The organism is Cellvibrio fontiphilus, from assembly GCF_042646205.1.
Classification (GTDB): Bacteria; Pseudomonadota; Gammaproteobacteria; order Pseudomonadales; family Cellvibrionaceae; genus Cellvibrio; species Cellvibrio fontiphilus_A.
Map to the genome: position 1 here is coordinate 677,992 of NZ_JBHRTF010000003.1, position 16,421 is coordinate 694,412.

Annotated in this window: 15 protein-coding genes and 2 tRNA genes; 2 read left to right on the forward strand and 15 right to left on the reverse strand. The window is 46.9% G+C overall.

Annotated elements, in window-relative coordinates; all coding sequences use genetic code 11:
- From ACFODX_RS08490 to ACFODX_RS08520, 7 genes are all read right to left on the reverse strand, one after another.
- Nucleotides 1-426 (reverse strand): hypothetical protein, encoded by a 426-nt coding sequence (locus ACFODX_RS08490; RefSeq protein ID WP_378118029.1) that lies wholly within the window; start codon nt 424-426, stop codon nt 1-3.
- 42 nt (nt 427-468) lie between these two features.
- Complete coding sequence (locus ACFODX_RS08495; RefSeq protein ID WP_378118031.1) at nt 469-1,095, reverse strand: transglycosylase SLT domain-containing protein; 627 nt, start codon at nt 1,093-1,095, stop codon at nt 469-471.
- A gap of 2 nt (nt 1,096-1,097) precedes the next feature.
- Complete coding sequence (ligA, locus tag ACFODX_RS08500) at nt 1,098-3,140, reverse strand: NAD-dependent DNA ligase LigA (RefSeq protein WP_378118033.1); 2,043 nt, start codon at nt 3,138-3,140, stop codon at nt 1,098-1,100.
- Nucleotides 3,141-3,238: 98 nt separating this feature from the next.
- Nucleotides 3,239-4,453, reverse strand: coding sequence for a cell division protein ZipA (gene zipA, locus ACFODX_RS08505; RefSeq protein WP_378118035.1), 1,215 nt, complete (start codon nt 4,451-4,453; stop codon nt 3,239-3,241).
- A gap of 27 nt (nt 4,454-4,480) precedes the next feature.
- On the reverse strand, nt 4,481-7,990 hold the full coding sequence (gene smc / locus ACFODX_RS08510; RefSeq protein WP_378118037.1) for a chromosome segregation protein SMC: 3,510 nt from the start codon (nt 7,988-7,990) through the stop codon (nt 4,481-4,483).
- A 298-nt stretch (nt 7,991-8,288) separates the two neighbouring features.
- The gene (gene ccmI, locus ACFODX_RS08515; protein WP_378118039.1) at nt 8,289-9,566 is read right to left on the reverse strand and encodes a c-type cytochrome biogenesis protein CcmI; all 1,278 of its coding nucleotides are present in this window, start codon (nt 9,564-9,566) and stop codon (nt 8,289-8,291) included.
- Nucleotides 9,566-10,189, reverse strand: a complete 624-nt coding sequence (locus ACFODX_RS08520) for a cytochrome c-type biogenesis protein (protein WP_378118041.1) — start codon at nt 10,187-10,189, stop codon at nt 9,566-9,568. Before ACFODX_RS08520 ends, ccmI begins: the two co-directional genes overlap by 1 nt.
- Before the next feature lie 114 nt (nt 10,190-10,303).
- Here ACFODX_RS08520 and ACFODX_RS08525 point away from each other — a divergent pair.
- A tRNA-Val gene (locus ACFODX_RS08525) sits at nt 10,304-10,379 on the forward strand.
- 40 nt (nt 10,380-10,419) lie between these two features.
- Nucleotides 10,420-10,496 (forward strand) — tRNA-Asp (locus ACFODX_RS08530).
- Between the two features lie 98 nt (nt 10,497-10,594).
- Here the strand turns inward: ACFODX_RS08530 and ACFODX_RS08535 are convergent.
- The 8 genes from ACFODX_RS08535 to ccmA form a co-directional block, all read right to left on the reverse strand.
- Nucleotides 10,595-10,732, reverse strand: coding sequence for a hypothetical protein (locus tag ACFODX_RS08535; RefSeq protein WP_378118043.1), 138 nt, complete (start codon nt 10,730-10,732; stop codon nt 10,595-10,597).
- Nucleotides 10,733-10,835: 103 nt separating this feature from the next.
- On the reverse strand, nt 10,836-11,381 hold the full coding sequence (locus ACFODX_RS08540; RefSeq protein ID WP_378118045.1) for a DsbE family thiol:disulfide interchange protein: 546 nt from the start codon (nt 11,379-11,381) through the stop codon (nt 10,836-10,838).
- Nucleotides 11,374-13,356, reverse strand: a complete 1,983-nt coding sequence (locus ACFODX_RS08545; protein ID WP_449245207.1) for a heme lyase CcmF/NrfE family subunit — start codon at nt 13,354-13,356, stop codon at nt 11,374-11,376. Before ACFODX_RS08545 ends, ACFODX_RS08540 begins: the two co-directional genes overlap by 8 nt.
- A 10-nt stretch (nt 13,357-13,366) precedes the next feature.
- Complete coding sequence (ccmE, locus tag ACFODX_RS08550) at nt 13,367-13,831, reverse strand: cytochrome c maturation protein CcmE (protein ID WP_378118050.1); 465 nt, start codon at nt 13,829-13,831, stop codon at nt 13,367-13,369.
- Between the two features lie 44 nt (nt 13,832-13,875).
- Nucleotides 13,876-14,070 (reverse strand): heme exporter protein CcmD, encoded by a 195-nt coding sequence (gene ccmD, locus ACFODX_RS08555; RefSeq protein ID WP_378118052.1) that lies wholly within the window; start codon nt 14,068-14,070, stop codon nt 13,876-13,878.
- Nucleotides 14,067-14,825: a heme ABC transporter permease gene (locus ACFODX_RS08560; RefSeq protein WP_378118054.1), complete on the reverse strand. Its 759-nt coding sequence runs from the start codon at nt 14,823-14,825 to the stop codon at nt 14,067-14,069. The genes ccmD and ACFODX_RS08560 overlap by 4 nt, the downstream gene beginning before the upstream one ends.
- Nucleotides 14,826-14,851: 26 nt before the next feature.
- Nucleotides 14,852-15,562, reverse strand: a complete 711-nt coding sequence (gene ccmB, locus ACFODX_RS08565) for a heme exporter protein CcmB (protein WP_378118056.1) — start codon at nt 15,560-15,562, stop codon at nt 14,852-14,854.
- Complete coding sequence (gene ccmA, locus ACFODX_RS08570) at nt 15,555-16,250, reverse strand: cytochrome c biogenesis heme-transporting ATPase CcmA (RefSeq protein ID WP_378118058.1); 696 nt, start codon at nt 16,248-16,250, stop codon at nt 15,555-15,557. Before ccmA ends, ccmB begins: the two co-directional genes overlap by 8 nt.
- Nucleotides 16,251-16,421: the final 171 nt, after the last annotated feature.

Sequence of the window (16,421 nt, forward strand, 5' to 3'; positions counted from 1 at the left end):
TTAGATACCGAGTGAACCTTCATGGCTCCACTCACAGCGAACACGCATATTGCCAGAGCCAGGTTTGTGAAAGCTGCCGTTTGCTTCCCAGGTAAATGTATGGGTACCTGAAAGTTCCGTCTCTAAATGCACTGTGGCAGAAACCCAATACATTTTGCTTAATAGCGACTCAAATTGTGCAATCCATTGATCCCATTCGTATTCCACGGCCTTGTATGAAGCTCCGAAGTGCATGACTTCTGTCTGGTAATTGAAAAACGGAGAACTAACACTCGGGATCGCAAACATTTCCTGGCTTAAAAATGGCCATTCATCGGCATGAGGCAAAGACAACATAGCTTCGCGATTTACACGTATACGCTCAGACTCAGATGCTGTAGGCGCAATATCCTTAATGCAACCGTACACAATTGATTCTTGATCCATAATGACCTCGACTCCCGTTCTGGTTAGGATAAAAACGAAATATTAAAACGGCCACCACCAACTGCCTTTGAATCTCTCCTCACAACTGCGCAATTGATAATCGTATTGTTGCGCGCGTGTTTGTACTTTTCGCGCAGTATTAATTAACCAATTTTTACGCCGGTAAGTTCCACGGTTAAATCCACCATGACCCTCGTGATAGGCAAGGTACAAACTGTAGCTATCTGTTGGATTAATGCGACTGCGTACCTGGCTTTGGCGGTTATACCAACCGATAAAATCTACGGCGTCTGCAAAGTTGTCGCGACGTGACCAATCATTCCCGCTGTTGCGCTGATATTCATTCCATGTGGCATTTTTAGCTTGCGGATAACCATAAGCATCACTGGGGCGAGGCCCCGGGAATATCCATAAAATTTTCTTTCGTGCCGGGCGCGCATTATGTTTGAATTGGGACTCTTGATACATGATCGACATCATGATTGGCACCGAAGATCCCCAACGTTTTTCTGCTTTCTTGGATGCCTTATACCAAGACGGTTTTTCATCAAAAATAGCGCAGAGATCTTGCGGCTTACTCGGTGGCAAAGTGGAACAGCCCGCTAATGCGGTCGTTGCAACTATAAAAATTATTTTCAAAAAGCGTGAGAGCACTTGTGTCGTTTGCATGATTAAAGCTCCTGCCCATGTTCACGCAACAACTCAACCAACGCAGTTTCATCCATGACTTTCAAACCCAAAGCTTCGGCTTTGGCAAGTTTTGAACCAGCACCAGGGCCTGCAACAACATAATCAGTTTTGGCGGATACACTGCCAGCCACTTTTGCCCCCAAAGCTAGCAATTTGGCTTTTGCATCGTCACGCGATAATGTTTCCAGCGTCCCGGTTAAAACATAGGTTAAGCCTGATAGAGGTAGAGCCTCGGGACTGGAAACATTAATATTTTCCCAGTAAATCCCATGGTTACGTAATGCTGCTACCGCAGCAATATTAGACTCTTGTGAAAAAAACTCAGCAACAAAATGTGCAACAACAGGGCCGACATCTGGCACTTGCTGTAGTGTTTCTTGATCTGCTTCAGCCAGCGCTTCAAAGCTGCCAAAATAGTTCGCAAAGTTGCGCGCGGTAGCCTCGCCCACTTCGCGAATTCCCAGTGCATAAATAAATTTTGCCAGACTCGTTGCCTTAGATTTTTCCAAGGCAAGGATAATATTGTCGGCTGATTTTTCCCCCATGCGATCCATGCTTGCTAGTTGCTCACGAGTGACGGAATAAATATCTGCCAAGTTATTCACTAGCCCTGAATCAACCAATTGCTCGACCAGTTTGTCACCCAAGCCTTCAATATTCATCGCTTTGCGAGAGGCAAAATGTTTAATTGCCTCTTTGCGTTGCGCAGCACAAACCAAACCACCCGAGCAGCGAGCTACGGCTTCATCAGCAACCGTTTCAACCGGGGACCCACAAACGGGGCATTCATTAGGAAAAACAATATCGCGCGCATCGACAGTGCGTTTGGACTCTATTACTTGAACGATTTGCGGAATAACGTCACCGGCTCGACGAACAATGACTGTATCGCCAATTTTTAAATTTAAACGATTAATTTCATCGCGGTTATGCAGCGTTGCATTAGATACAGTCACACCGCCCACAAACACTGGCTGCAAACGCGCAACAGGAGTGACCGCTCCAGTGCGGCCAACCTGAAACTCTACATCCAGCAATATTGTTGACTCTTCTTGGGCTGGAAATTTATAGGCTATTGCCCAGCGTGGTGCACGCGAAATAAAACCTAGTTTTTCTTGTAACTCGCGTGAATTAACTTTGAAAACAATTCCATCAATATCGTAAGCAAGTGCATCACGCTTTTCACCAATACGCCGATAAAACCCCATTGCATCTTGAATGTTTTTGGCAACTTGCGTTTCACGATTGGTTAAGAATCCCCAATTTTTTAAGGCAGTCAATATGCCGCTATGAGTTTCGGGTAGCTCACCACCATCGACCCAGCCAACACTGTATGCACACATTTCCAGTGGGCGCGATGCAGTAACTTTGGGATCAAGCTGACGAAGTGAACCTGCTGCTGCATTGCGCGGGTTAACAAATAGTTTTTCACCTATGGCACGAGCTTTGTCATTAAGCGAATCAAAGCCCGCTTTGGGCATATAAATTTCACCACGAACCTCCAATACTGCGGGATAACCATCACCCTGCAAACGCAGCGGAATTGATTTGATAGTGCGCACATTCAGGGTGATATCTTCTCCGTTTGTTCCATCACCTCGTGTTGCGCCTCGCACGAGCAAACCATCTTGGTACAACAGACTTACTGCGATGCCATCCAGTTTTAATTCACAAGCATATTCCACATCATCATTGATTTTTAATCTATCCAAAATCCGTTGATTAAACGCCAGCAAATCTTCATCACTAAATGCATTATCAAGAGACAGCATTGGCAACTCGTGCACAACGGTTGTGAATGCAGGCAAAGGTGTTGCACCTACGCGCTGTGTGGGTGAGTCTGCTGTAATTAATAGCGGATTTTTTTCTTCGAGTTCACGCAAACGCTGCATCAATCGATCATATTCGGCATCAGTTATTTCCGGATTATCTAATGCATAGTAGCGATAACTGTGATGATTCAACTGCTTGCGTAGCTCGGCAATTTCAAATGCAGGATTATCAAATAGCGGGAGAGTTGACATGAACGAAATACCTGAAGATTTGAATCCTGCAGCTAGTAATGCACAGCGATTCATGCCTTGATAGCATTCTGGATGCGTCCATGCACCCTGCTGATATGTTAATGGCGTGGTGGGCGGCGGAACAAACGGGTGCGCTCAAAATTACGAATGCGCTCGCGACAGTGCTCCAGCGTTTGACGAGTCATAACACTGCGCTGCTCATCTTTAAGCTCACCATTCAAAGCCTCAGCAATTGCACGTGCAGTGTCTGCCATCAAATCAAATGACTGCATAGAATCTGCATTAATTGGCAGAGTCATAAATAAACTTACACCTGGCGTTTCAAACTCATCCATTGAGTCCAAATCAAAAGTCCCAGGTTTAACCATGTTGGCCATACTAAAGAGTAAAGCGCCCTCACCTTTTGCATCACTGTAGCGATGGAATATATCCATACTTCCATACCGCATACCGCACTTTAAAATGGTGTCCAGCAATTCAGAACCATTAAACATTTCACCCTTGTGTGCCATAACATTGATGATTAATACTTCTTCAGGCTCTGTTGCCGGCTGCTGATTTAGCTCTTGCTTATTTGATGCGGCGGCATGCTGATCATTGGCATACTCTTCATCCTCATCATAATTATCATCATCGTAATCAGCATCACCTGCATTTTCAGTATCATCTAGGCGATCGTCATAGTCGTCTTCATAATCTTCTTCGTACTGCTCTTCTGCTTCGTAATCCTGCTCGCTACGACCATCGTCCAATTCGCGAGTGTAGGGATGATCCTCTACTTCGTAATCTTCGCCTTCGTAATCGTCCTGCTCCGAGCTTCTATAATGAGCTCCATTTTCTTGTTCCTGGTCTACATTAACAGATGAAAAGCTTGGCTCTATACGCTCATCTAGAGGCAAAGAACGGCTTTTATCTTCAACTGACTCCATCAGTATGGGAACTGTTTGACCGAGATTAAGACTGGTTTGCTGTGGCTCCCTATGTCCGCGTGCTATTGGCGCTTCGGTAAGAATATTTTTCTGTTGCTTTTCCAAATAGGATTTGGCGTGTGCCTTTTTTTCAATACTCGGAATCTGGACATGAGGGTCCCGCTTGCCAACCACTCGAGCGCCGCCATTAGGCAGCTCACTGGTATAGCTCGGTGCTTCGCTAAAGGAATCCTCTTCGTCATCTGGAGAGGTTTGCTTCAAACTTTTTTTGAGCGAGCGCGACACTTTAATCTTGCCGGTGCGTTCATTGTGTTTTCTTCTGATTCCGTCAGCGAGGATCAGAATAATGAACAAAAATCCGATAATGATGACCCAATCTTTCATAAGGTTATCCGTAATATTTGTTTAGAATTAAGTAGCCGCAAGTTCAGCAGCTTCGTCAACATCTACAGTTACGAGGCGCGAAACACCCGGTTCATGCATAGTTACACCTAACAGCTGGTGCGCCATTTCCATCGCATTTTTATTGTGTGTGATGTAAATGAATTGCACCTGCGCTGACATTTCTTCAACCATTCGCGCATAGCGCCCAACGTTGGCATCATCAAGTGGAGCATCTACTTCATCCAGCATACAAAATGGCGCTGGATTCAAACGGAAAATAGAAAATACCAGTGCGATTGCAGTTAATGCTTTTTCACCGCCGGAGAGTAGATGAATAGTGCTGTTTCGCTTGCCCGGTGGGCGAGCCATAATAGCAATACCTGTATCCAGTAATTCATCACCTGTCAGCTCAAGATAAGCATGACCGCCGCCGAAAACTTTAGGGAATAGCTCTTGTAGACTTTTATTGACCTGATCAAAAGTTTCTTTAAATCTGGTACGTGTTTCTCGATCAATCCTCTTGATAGCGTTTTCCAGAGTCTCGAGAGCCTCTATCAAATCTGCATTCTGCGCATCCAAATAATTTTTACGCTCAGATTCGGTTTTGTATTCATCAATTGCCGCAAGGTTGATTGGCCCTAAACGGCTAATGCGGCCAGCAATAGATTCAAGCTCTTCTTCAAGTGGTTTTACTTCCGTGCCATCAGGCATTTCAGCCAAAATAACCTCTAGATTAAGCTCTTCCTCCTCAAGCTGCTCGACAATTCCTGCACGCTGCACCTCAAACATTTGTGCCGCCAAACGCTCCTGTTCCAAATGCGCGCGTACCGCTTGCACCTCTTGTTCGGCGCGGTTGCGCGCCTGCTCAGAGTTGCGCAGTTCATGCTCCACAGTTTCCAGTGCTCTGCGCGCTTCTGTTAAGGAGGCCTCCACCGACAGGCGTTTAGACAGACAAGCTTCCAGCTCTAGTTTGTATTCTTCTACAGGATCGCGATTGTCAGCAATACTTGTGATTAATTGCTCGCGACGCTCTTGTAAACGCGCAACTTGCTCACGCAAACGCCCAATTCCCAGTCGAATGGAGTCCAGCTGGGTTTTCACTGATTGATAGCGCATGGCAATCTCATGCGCTTTATCTTTATCATGACGCGCACGCTGGCGGGCTGTATCCAAACCTGAGCGTATGTCATCGCGCTGTTGCAATAACGATTCACGCAGGTCTGTATCCTGCTCCATCATTTCAATAGCTTCGCCAAGAATCATCCGCGCCTCTGACAAATGTTCAGCTTCCTGCTCCATTTGTTCGCGAGCATCACGAATTTCATTTTCGGCACGTTCTCGACGCATATTCATTTGTTCAATGCGAACTTGTTTTGCGCTTAACTCAGCGCGCAACTCGCTATGCTTACGATTTTGCTCATCAGTCTCACGTCGCAGTGTTTCACGTTCTTGCTCAAGGCGTTTAATTAAATCGCGACCTGAATCAAGTGCCGCACTTAATGATTCCACCTGTAATTCCGTGCGACTAATTGCAGCTGATAACTCTTCAAGTTCCTGGCGGCGAGCAATGACTCCTGAGCTGGCATCAGTATCACGCGTGACCCGAACCCAATGTGCACTCAACCAAATACCATCGCGAGTGATGACCGATTCGTTCGCGGTAAGTTGCTTACGCAATTCAATCGCTGCTGTTAAATCCTCAGCTATATAAATCCCGGCCAATAAACCAGAAACATCCCAATCAGCAGAAACCTTGTTGCTCAACAATTCAGTTTTGGTGCAATTGGTCGCAGCAGTTTTTGCCTGAGGATCAAACAATACCAACTCGCCTTGGGTGAGGTTGGCTAATAAACCGCTAACGACATCCAGCTGATCTACGCATACGGCCTGCAGGGCGTTACCCAACACAGTTTCCAGAGCTTTATCCCAGCCGTCAGTAACAACAACAGTTTCAGCGAGACGAGGCTTATTTGATAATTCGTTGTTAACTAACCATTGCGTAACTGCTTTATTTTTCTCTCCGAGTGCCGCTTGTTGTAGTGCCTCGAGTGAAGCATGTCGGCCGCGCATTTTTTGCAGCTCGCTACGAAGTTGATCCAGCTCGTTCGCCTTGTGATTATTGTCGCTGCGCGTAAGATCAAGCTTTTCAACATAAGTATCTAGCTGGCTACGCTTTTCCTCTGCCATCAAGTCCAATTCGGCGAGCTTTTCGGTCAGTTCGTCAATGGAGTCGTCATCTGAAGCATCTTGCAAAGTGGCTTTTTCTTCGCGCAATTTTTCGATGCGCTGCAACAATCGCTGCTGAACTTGCTCCAAATGCTGAATGCGAGATTGTTGAACTTCGGCGCGTTGGCGAGGTTCGGCGGCGCGCTGGTTGAAACTATCCCAATCATTTTGCCAGCGCTGCATGGCCTCTTCAGCATCAATCAAGGACTCGCTTGAGGTTTCTTCAGCCGCTTTGACCAGCTCCAATTCTGGTTCCAGCTCAAGTAACTCGGCTTCCCAAGTTTCGACTTTTTGTGTGTCTAACGCCAAATTTTCTTCAGCTTCTTTTGCATCCCGACTTGTTTGATCCAAATCGGTCTGCAATTGGCGAGCGCGCTCATTGGCATGCTGGATGCTTTGTTCCAGGCGCGCAATTTCAGCACCTATGGCGTAATAACGCCCTTGGACTTCATTGAATTTATCGCCTAGCTCGGTGTATTGGGTGCGATATTTTTCTATTTGAGTGTCTTTGTTGACTTGATCAGTTACAAAAGATTCCATGCGCAGCTCAAGATCGCGGATCGCTGCTTGTTTTGCTTTTGCTTGCTGATCAAGCTGTTGGTATTTGAGCGCTTGTAATTGGGCTTTTAAAAGACGTTCTTCTTTTTTATATTCGGCGTATTTTTCAGCAGCCTGCGCTTGACGCTGCAGGCGTGATAGTTGGCGTTCAAGCTCATCGCGAATATCGGTCAGGCGCTCCAGATTCTCTTGGGTGCGGCGCATGCGGCTTTCAGTATCGCGCCGGCGCTCTTTGTATTTGGAAATTCCCGCCGCTTCTTCGATGTACACACGCAGCTCTTCGGGCTTTGCTTCGATGAGTTTCGAAATCATGCCCTGCTCGATAATCGCGTAACTGCGTGGCCCTAAACCTGTACCAAGAAAGATGTCGGTAATATCGCGGCGCCGGCATTTGGTGCCATTCAAGTAATAGCTATTATCACCATCACGAGACACCTTGCGCTTAATGCTAATTTCGGTAAAACCGGCATACTCTCCGGTCAAGGTTGCATCAGAATTATCAAAGACCAGTTCGATTGAAGCTTGACCGACAGGTTTGCGACCACTGGAGCCATTGAAGATCACATCGGTCATGTTTTCGCCACGAAGGTTTTTTGCGGAGGATTCGCCCATTACCCAACGTACAGCATCAATGATATTGGATTTACCGCAACCATTTGGCCCAACCACAGCGCACAGATTGCTGGGAAAGTTGACCGTAGTTGGGTCAACAAACGATTTAAAACCAGCCAGCTTGATGCACTTTAACCGCATAAGTATGTATCACTCACGATTCAGCAGGTTTTATGCGATTGAAGCGCCCATCTTCAACCCACCTGTTCAAGAAATAGTCCGCTGACGATTCTAGTCGTCTAGCTGTTTGATTTTGTTGGTTTTTTTGACAGCAAGAGGATTGCAGGTAATCGCCAAAAAAACCATTAAGGGCGGGATTCTACACATTTGTGTAGCGCTTTACACCCGCCTGGAAATGCAAAACCAGCCTCGCTTAAATTGACGGACGAGCAGCGCTTGATTTTTAATCAAAACCCCCTGTCATAGGCTGAAAAATATACTAGGGGGCAAATTGCTCGCTAATGGTGATCTGTAAATCGTCGGATGTAGATTTGAGGTCAATTGGCCCTATACTTCCCTGCCAGTCACCAGCCTTGGCTGTTGCAGAGCCATCCTCGGATACCCGGGCAACCAATTCAATTTGGTCTACAGTGGCGAGCGTCATTGCATCCGTCATTGCCATTGATTCTGTCAGTACTACTCGTTTGGGTAGATCCGCCACTTTAATTCGCGCAATTGCCAAAGGCATTTTTGCACCTTGCCAAGCGCGGGCGTAGACGAAGACCGTCTGGTCAGGTGCTACTGGCAAATTAGCGGCAAGCACAACATTAACGCTAACCTGCCGTCCATTACGTACCGCATCTAGCTGCGCTTGGGTTCCGCCATTTGCAAAAAACAATCCGGCTGCACGCTCGATGCCCGCAGTAAGTGCTTGAGCTCCGGTGGAATCCGGGTTCATTTTTACAACGCGCCCCCAATGTTTTATGGCAGTTAGGTAGTCTTGTTTGCCAAAAGCATCAATACCCGCCAGACCCAGGGCCATCGTATTGTCGGGCTCCAGTTTTAATGTCTTCTCAACCAGGTCAGTCACTGCGGGGTTGACTTTGCTACCATCGCGTAAAAACATCGCCTGAGCTGCTTCTGCCATCACCATCGGCGACTCCTTATCACGCTCCAAAACTTGTAGGTAGGCATTGGTCGCACTGGAAAAGTCACCTAGCTCCATATACATGCGGGCCAAAAAAAACCAATATTGAACCTGTTCAGGGTTATCGGCGAGACGAGCTTCGATCAACTTAACAAGCTTGCGAGTGCGAACGGGATCTGCATTGCGCCCAGCCTGGTAATCAAGCATATCCAGATTCAGTTTTTCGGCATGCGCCATGCGTATTTCTACGTCAGCACTGCTACCAAACTCATGGTATAAGCCATAAGCCCCCAGCACCAAGAGCATGGCAACAATTGCGAAGGTCGGAAATCCAACTTTCATCTGTTGGGTTTTCTGCATTTGGCGAATATTGGTTTCATCGTCCAGCAACGCCCGTTCCTGCTCAAGCTTAAGCTGCGCAAATTGAGACTGGTCAATTCGCCCGTTTGCAAGCTGCAATTCGAGCTCAGCAAGATGCTCATGAAACAAACGCACATTTTCGGCCAATCGTTCTTCGATGTTAATTATGCCGGTAACAGATTGACTGGCGCGATAGCGCCACAGCGGCCACAAAACAAATAGCGCCGCTAGTATAGAAAGCACTAGAGCCCCACCCCACAATGCAACCATTAAATATTCTCCTGCTTGTTTGATTTGGAGGCTGCCGATGTCTTTAGCAAACCCGCTAACCGTGCTTGCTCATCAGCTGACAGACTGATCTCTGCGCTGGTTGATTCAGCCGTCCGACGCTTACGAACTATAAGTAATAATAAAATTATGCCGGCAATCAGGAGCAATACAGGCGCCCCCCACAGAAATATTGTGGAAGAGGTAAGGCGCGGCCGATAGAGAATAAATTCACCATAACGCTCCACCATAAAATCCACGATCTCTTTGTCGGACTTACCTGCTTCGATCATTAAATAAACTTCACGGCGTAAATCAGTGGCTATGGGAGAATCAGAACCTGAGAGGTTTTGGTTTTGGCATTTTGGGCATCGCATCTCATCAACGAAACTCTGATAGCGTTTCCTATCGATTTCGCTTTTGAATTCATACACATCAATAGCTGACGATGCGTAAGCAGAGAAGAAGAGAACCACTAAACTCACGGCGAGCTTGAATAGGTGTAGTCGCATAAGGCGCTGTCCATCACTGAGAAAATTCGAGCGGGAGTATAACAACTCACAGAGACTAGAGGTACGCTTGATATCAGGGTGATTTTTGAGCGCAACCGTTTGTTTTGTATCCACTTTTTGGTTTTCTTACATTTTTTTTAAAAAACTTTAAGAAAATAGTTGACCGAAACTTTTACATCATTAGAATACGCGCCACCAACAAGGTGATCGCTGAAAAGCGAATATCTTGGGCGGTTAGCTCAGTTGGTAGAGCAATGCCCTTACAAGGCATGGGTCACAAGTTCGAGTCTTGTACCGCCCACCACTCTTACTCACAAGGTAAGTTTGGTGCTTAGTGACGCTGCGGACCGGTAGTTCAGTCGGTTAGAATGCCGGCCTGTCACGCCGGAGGTCGCGGGTTCGAGCCCCGTCCGGTCCGCCATATATGAGATGAAAAAAAGCCCCACATTTGGGGCTTTTTTTATGCCTGTTGCAATGTATCTGGCTGTAAAACAAGTCTGCCCTTACACGCAAGAAACGTCAGTTTTTAAAATCCAATTCTTTTTCTGCTTTCTCAGAATCTGCTTTGATATGTTTGTAGGCATAAATACCTACGTAAGTAATCATTACGCATGCCAGAAAAACGATCACCAAACCATAAGCAACAATAGAATCCATATACATGTGGCACCTCCGCCGGTTGTTTCAATAAAATCAGTCTACCTTTACGGGCAAAGCAGAAATTGATTGAAATCAAACGAAGGCGCCTTGATGTGTCAAATCATTTAAGGCTATTAAAAATAGGCTGAATGGTTTTTTCCCATACATCCTGATTCACATCGCCAATATGCTTGTAACGAACAACGCCTGCTTTATCGATCACATAGGTTTCTGGCGCACCAAAAACTCCCAGATTCAAGCCCAAACGGCCGTCTGCATCTATCACGCTGAACACATAGGGATTGTGAAGTTCCGCCAACCAGGTTTTAGCGTCCTCATCATTGTCCTTGTAATTAATCCCGTAAATTGGAACCCCTTGGGCTTTTAGCTGATTTAGAAACTCATGCTCTTGTTTACAGGTAACACACCAAGTAGCCCATACATTTAATAAGCTCACTCTTCCTTTCAATAACTCCTGATTTGCAATCATGAGCCCGGGTGGGTTTTCTGGTGCTGGCAGAACCGGAAGTTCAAATGCAGGAACGGGTTTATTTAACAAAGCCGATGGCATAGCGTTTGGATCGAGCGATAACCCGCGCCAGAAAAAAATTGCCATGCCTGCAAACACTATTAAAGGAACGAACAGAAATAACCGCTGTTTATTCATTGGCCAAATTTCCTGCAGGCAGCTGAAGGTTGGTGTTTTCCTTGACCAGTTTACGGTAACGCTTGTCAGCAACCGCCAATAGCGCACCAAATGCCATCATCAAAGCGCCGAGCCAAATCCATCGTACAAAGGGTTTTAAGTGCACTCGCATAGCCCAAGCAGTTTCGTTCAGGGGTTCGCCCATGGCGACATATAAATCGCGAAACAAACCCACATCGAGGGCGACTTCTGTCATTGTGCTTCCAGATGCGAGATATTTACGCTTTTGCGGTCTCATCTCACGTAAAAATTTGCCATCTTGAAAGACCGAAATTTGAGCCTCGTCTGCAATATAATTAGGACCATTGACGCGCACGAGCTTATTAAGAATAAATTCATACTCAACAACTTGAACGTGTTGCCCTACTTCCATACGAATATCGCGCTCTTCGGTATAAATGCTAGTAAGCCCTACCCCGACAGCAGTTACCGCTATACCTGCATGTGCAATAACCATTGCGTAATAGCTGAGGCTCAATTTTTTAAGGCCTGCCGTCCAGCTCACGCTGTTGCGAATTCGATGAATGGTATCTGCAATTAATGCAGTAACAATCCAGCTCGCAATAAACACAGTTAAAGCGGCAAGGGGCTCATAGGTTTCGCGATAAAAAAACGGAAATGTAAGACCAGCCAATAAGCTTAAAACCCAGGGTTTCCACAGAAGATTAATGAACTGCTTGCCAGATGTTCGCTTCCAATTAGCCAGGGGGCCGAATGCCATCAGCAAACACAACAAACCCATCAGCGGTAAGAAAAATAAGTTGAAGTAAGGTGGGCCAACAGAAATTTTGCCAAGGTTTAATGCGTCGGCGATCAGCGGGTAGAGAGTGCCCATTAACACCATAATCATAATTACGGTGAGTAAAATGTTGTTGCCTAACAACAAGGTTTCGCGCGCAAATAAATCGAAACCTGCAGACCCTTTAACAACTGGGGCGCGTAAGGCGTAAAGTGTCAGTGAGCCACCTACAACTAAAAGTAGGAACCCTAAAATAAACACGCCGCGCTCCGGGTCGTTAGCAAAAGCATGCACCGAAGTCAGAACGCCCGAGCGCACTAAAAATGTACCAAGAAGACTCAGTGAAAAAGTGAAAATAGCCAGCAGTATTGTCCAGCTTTTAAATAGGCTGCGCTTTTCGGTAACAGCTAATGAGTGTATGAGGGCTGTGCCTATTAACCAGGGCAGAAATGACGCATTTTCCACTGGGTCCCAGAACCACCAACCACCCCAACCCAATTCGTAGTAGGCCCACCAACTACCCAGAGCGATACCAACGGAAAGGAATCCCCACGCAAGTGTTGCCCATGGCCGGGACCAGCGTGCCCATGCGCTATCCAGGCGCCCCGTCAATAAAGCGGCAATCGCAAACGCAAAACATACACTAAACCCTACATAACCCATATAAAGCACAGGAGGATGAATGATGAGGCCTATGTCTTGAAGCAGTGGATTTAGGTCGCCACCATCCTGCGGAGGCAAAGGCAAAATGCGATCAAACGGATTGGACGTAAATATGATGAACGAGAGAAAGCCAATCGCTACAAACCCCATGATCGACAGTACACGGGCTTGCATATCTAATGGCAAGGAACGACTGAATAACGCTACCGCAAGCGTCCAACCGGCGAGCATTAAAATCCACAGCAGCAAAGATCCTTCATGCCCTCCCCAAACAGCGCTGATTTTGTAGTGCACAGGTAGAAGTGAATTGGAGTTTGATGCCACATAACTAACGGAGAAGTCATCGTTCAAAAAAGAGTAGGTTAAGCAAAAAAATGAAAAACAAACGAAAAAGAAAAAACCGGTCGCTAGTGAAGGGCCAGTGCGCATTAACAGTTGACTGCCGTAGTGGGCCCCAACAAGTGGCAACAAAAACAACGCTACGCTCAAGCACAGCGATAAAATCAAAGCAAATTGGCCCATCTCGGGCGCCAGCTGAACGAAATCAAGCGCCATATTTTAGGCCCTCACAAGTAGCTTGATGCTCCCCTTTGTCTTTCATGGTTTCAGCAACCTCAGGGGGAATATAATTTTCATCGTGTTTAGCCAACACTTCGCTGGCTTTTATTTCACCTGACTCGGTAACTACACCATTGATAACGGCAGCTTCGCCCTCAGCAAATAAGTCAGGCAGAATCCCGTTGAAGTGCACTTTGACATCGGCGCTTCCATCGGTGATTACAAACTGGATCTGCAGGGAGTCGGCAGCGCGCTGAACACTTCCCGGTTTAACGCAACCGCCTGCGCGAATTCGCGTGTTGTGAGGCACATCCCCCGCTGCAATTTTACTGGGTGGATAGAATAAATTGATGTTTTCACGCAACGCGTAAGCCATCAGGCCTACAGCGACACTGGAAAACACAACGATAAAAATAACTACCATCAGGCGTTGTTTGCGAAGCGGATGCATAATTGTTTTTACTCTTAAGAATCAATTCGTCAAAACAGCAAAACTTATTCTTTTACAGGACTAGCCTGCGAAAGTTTGCGCATTTTTTGTTGTTGCTTGATCAGTGCTTTTTGCTGCAGTACCGGGCTTAGTATTAAAAAGATTAGAGCGGCAAAAGTAATTGCATATGAGGCCCAGACATAAGGACCGTGACCGCTCATGGCGAGAAAGTCTGCCAACGATTCAAATTGAAACTTCATTGTTTGGACTCCGGTTTAAGCTGGTTGATCAAGTCGTTGACCCATTGGGTTTTACTCTCGCGACGCAATACTTCAAGGCGGGTGTTCAACAGTAATACCAAGGCATAAAAACAATAGAAACCAATCACCATGGTGAGCAAGGGATAAAGCATTGAAGGATCAATAGATGACTTGCTGGTGAATTTAATAGTTGCTGGTTGATGCAGGGTGTTCCACCAATCCACCGACTTATAAATGATTGGTATGTTTACCATACCCACGAGCGCTAATACGGCGCTAGCTTTATCGGCAGTATCGCGATGTTGAAAGGCTTGTTGCAGTGCGATCATGCCCAAATACAAAAAGAACAGGATCAACATGGAAGTAATACGTGCATCCCACTCCCACCAGGTGCCCCAGGTGGGCTTGCCCCAGATCGAACCAGTGACCAGTGAGATAAACGTCAACACAGCTCCGATAGGGGCAGCAGACTTCATTACCATAAAAGGCAGCTTCATCTTCCAAATCAGCCCTACCGCACCTGACAGCGCCATAATGTAATAACCGGCTAGAGCTAAAAAGGCGGCAGGAACATGAATGTAAATAATGCGGTAACTATTTCCCTGTTTGTAATCTGCCGGAGCAAATGCAAGCCCCCAAACGGCACCTGTCAGAATAAGCGCAATACTGATTGCCGTGAGCCAGGGAAGCCAGGAGGTAGTCTTTTCATAAAACCAGCGGGGAGAACCTAAACGATGAAACCATTGCCATGCCATATTCACTAAGACCCTGATTATTATGTTTAACCGTTGGCTCCGATGCGCAAAGCGCCCATTGCCGCTATAGGTGCCAAAACCATCGCCAGCGCCAGAAAAGCTCCCAGCACAGCCAATTGCATGCCAATCACACTGCCCTGAACCGCGCTTCCTACTGCACTTGCACCAAAAATGAGAACGGGAATATACAGGGGCATGACGATAAGCGACAACAATAACCCGCCCTTACGCAGGGAAACGGTAAGTGCTGCACCTACTGCACCAATCAAACTCATAGAGGCTGTACCCAGTAACAGAGATAAAAAAAGCGCCCAATAGCCTGATGCTGGCAAACTAAGCATTAACCCTAATAGGGGAGCCAGAATTGCCACAGGCAAACCGGATACTAACCAATGCACCAAAACCTTTGCCATTACAGTGAAATACAGTGACTGGGGGCTGATGAGCATCTGCTCCAATGAGCCATCTTCGTAGTCAGCACGAAACAAACCATCCAACGACAGCAAGGTCGCCAGTAATGCCATGACCCACAATATTCCGGGTGCCAACAAGGTCAGCACTGATTTTTCGGGACTAACTCCCAAAGGGATCAACGTGATGGCAATAAGAAAAAATACGAGCGGATTGGCTAGTTCTGATTTATGTCGAGCAGCAACCAGTAGGTCACGCTTCACGCTCGCAGTAAAGCCTGTCCAGAGTGAAAAATCAGTGTCGCGGCGTGAGGAAAGGCTAGCCATAGATAGCCTCTTCAGTCTGGTCTGATGCTGTGCCCTGGGGTTCGTAATCGCGCAGGTCTACCATGCGCAGTTGTGGCAGGGTCAGATCCTGGTGCGAGGTTAGAATCACCAGTCCTCCTCCTGCTAAATGACCATCAATCAGTAACTCAAGTTGCGCGACACCATGTTTATCAATAGCAGTAAACGGCTCGTCCAGAATCCAGATACGGGCCGGCTCCAGATATAGGCGCGCCAAAGCAACACGACGCAATTGCCCAGCGGAAAGTTGATAGCAGGGGGTGTCTTCATAGCCATAAAGCCCCACCGACGCGAGCGCTTGTATGGCATCGCCAGTAGCGCCTCGTTGAGCCATATACCACAACAAATTTTCGGTAGGCGTAAGGGCTTTTTTGATGCCGGGCAGATGCCCCAAGTACAAGCTATCGAGCGCGAATTCCCAACGCGCCAAGGACAAGGGCTTCCCTTTGTAGAGAAGTTCGCCTTGAAAATCCTGACTAATACCTGCAATTACTCGTAATAATGTGGTTTTGCCGGCACCGTTGGGGCCAGCAATTTGAATAAGCTCACCGGCCTTCAATTGAAGGTTCAAGCCAGAGAATAAATAGCGCTCGTCGCGCTCACAGGCCAGATTACGCAGTTCAAACAGCGGCGTTATCGATTCAGACGGCGGAGCCAAAACAGTGGTCATGCGTTTGTTTAAAACCTTCGTCAAGGGTCAGAGGTCAGTGGTTGACGTGCCGCAAAGTTACCCATGCCAAATACTATTCGACACAGCAAAAGGGGTAGCCGCTATACTCAGCACAACCCGGATGTCCGGAGTCCGCATCCTGCGCCTTGGAACTGCGCGCGATTATAGCCG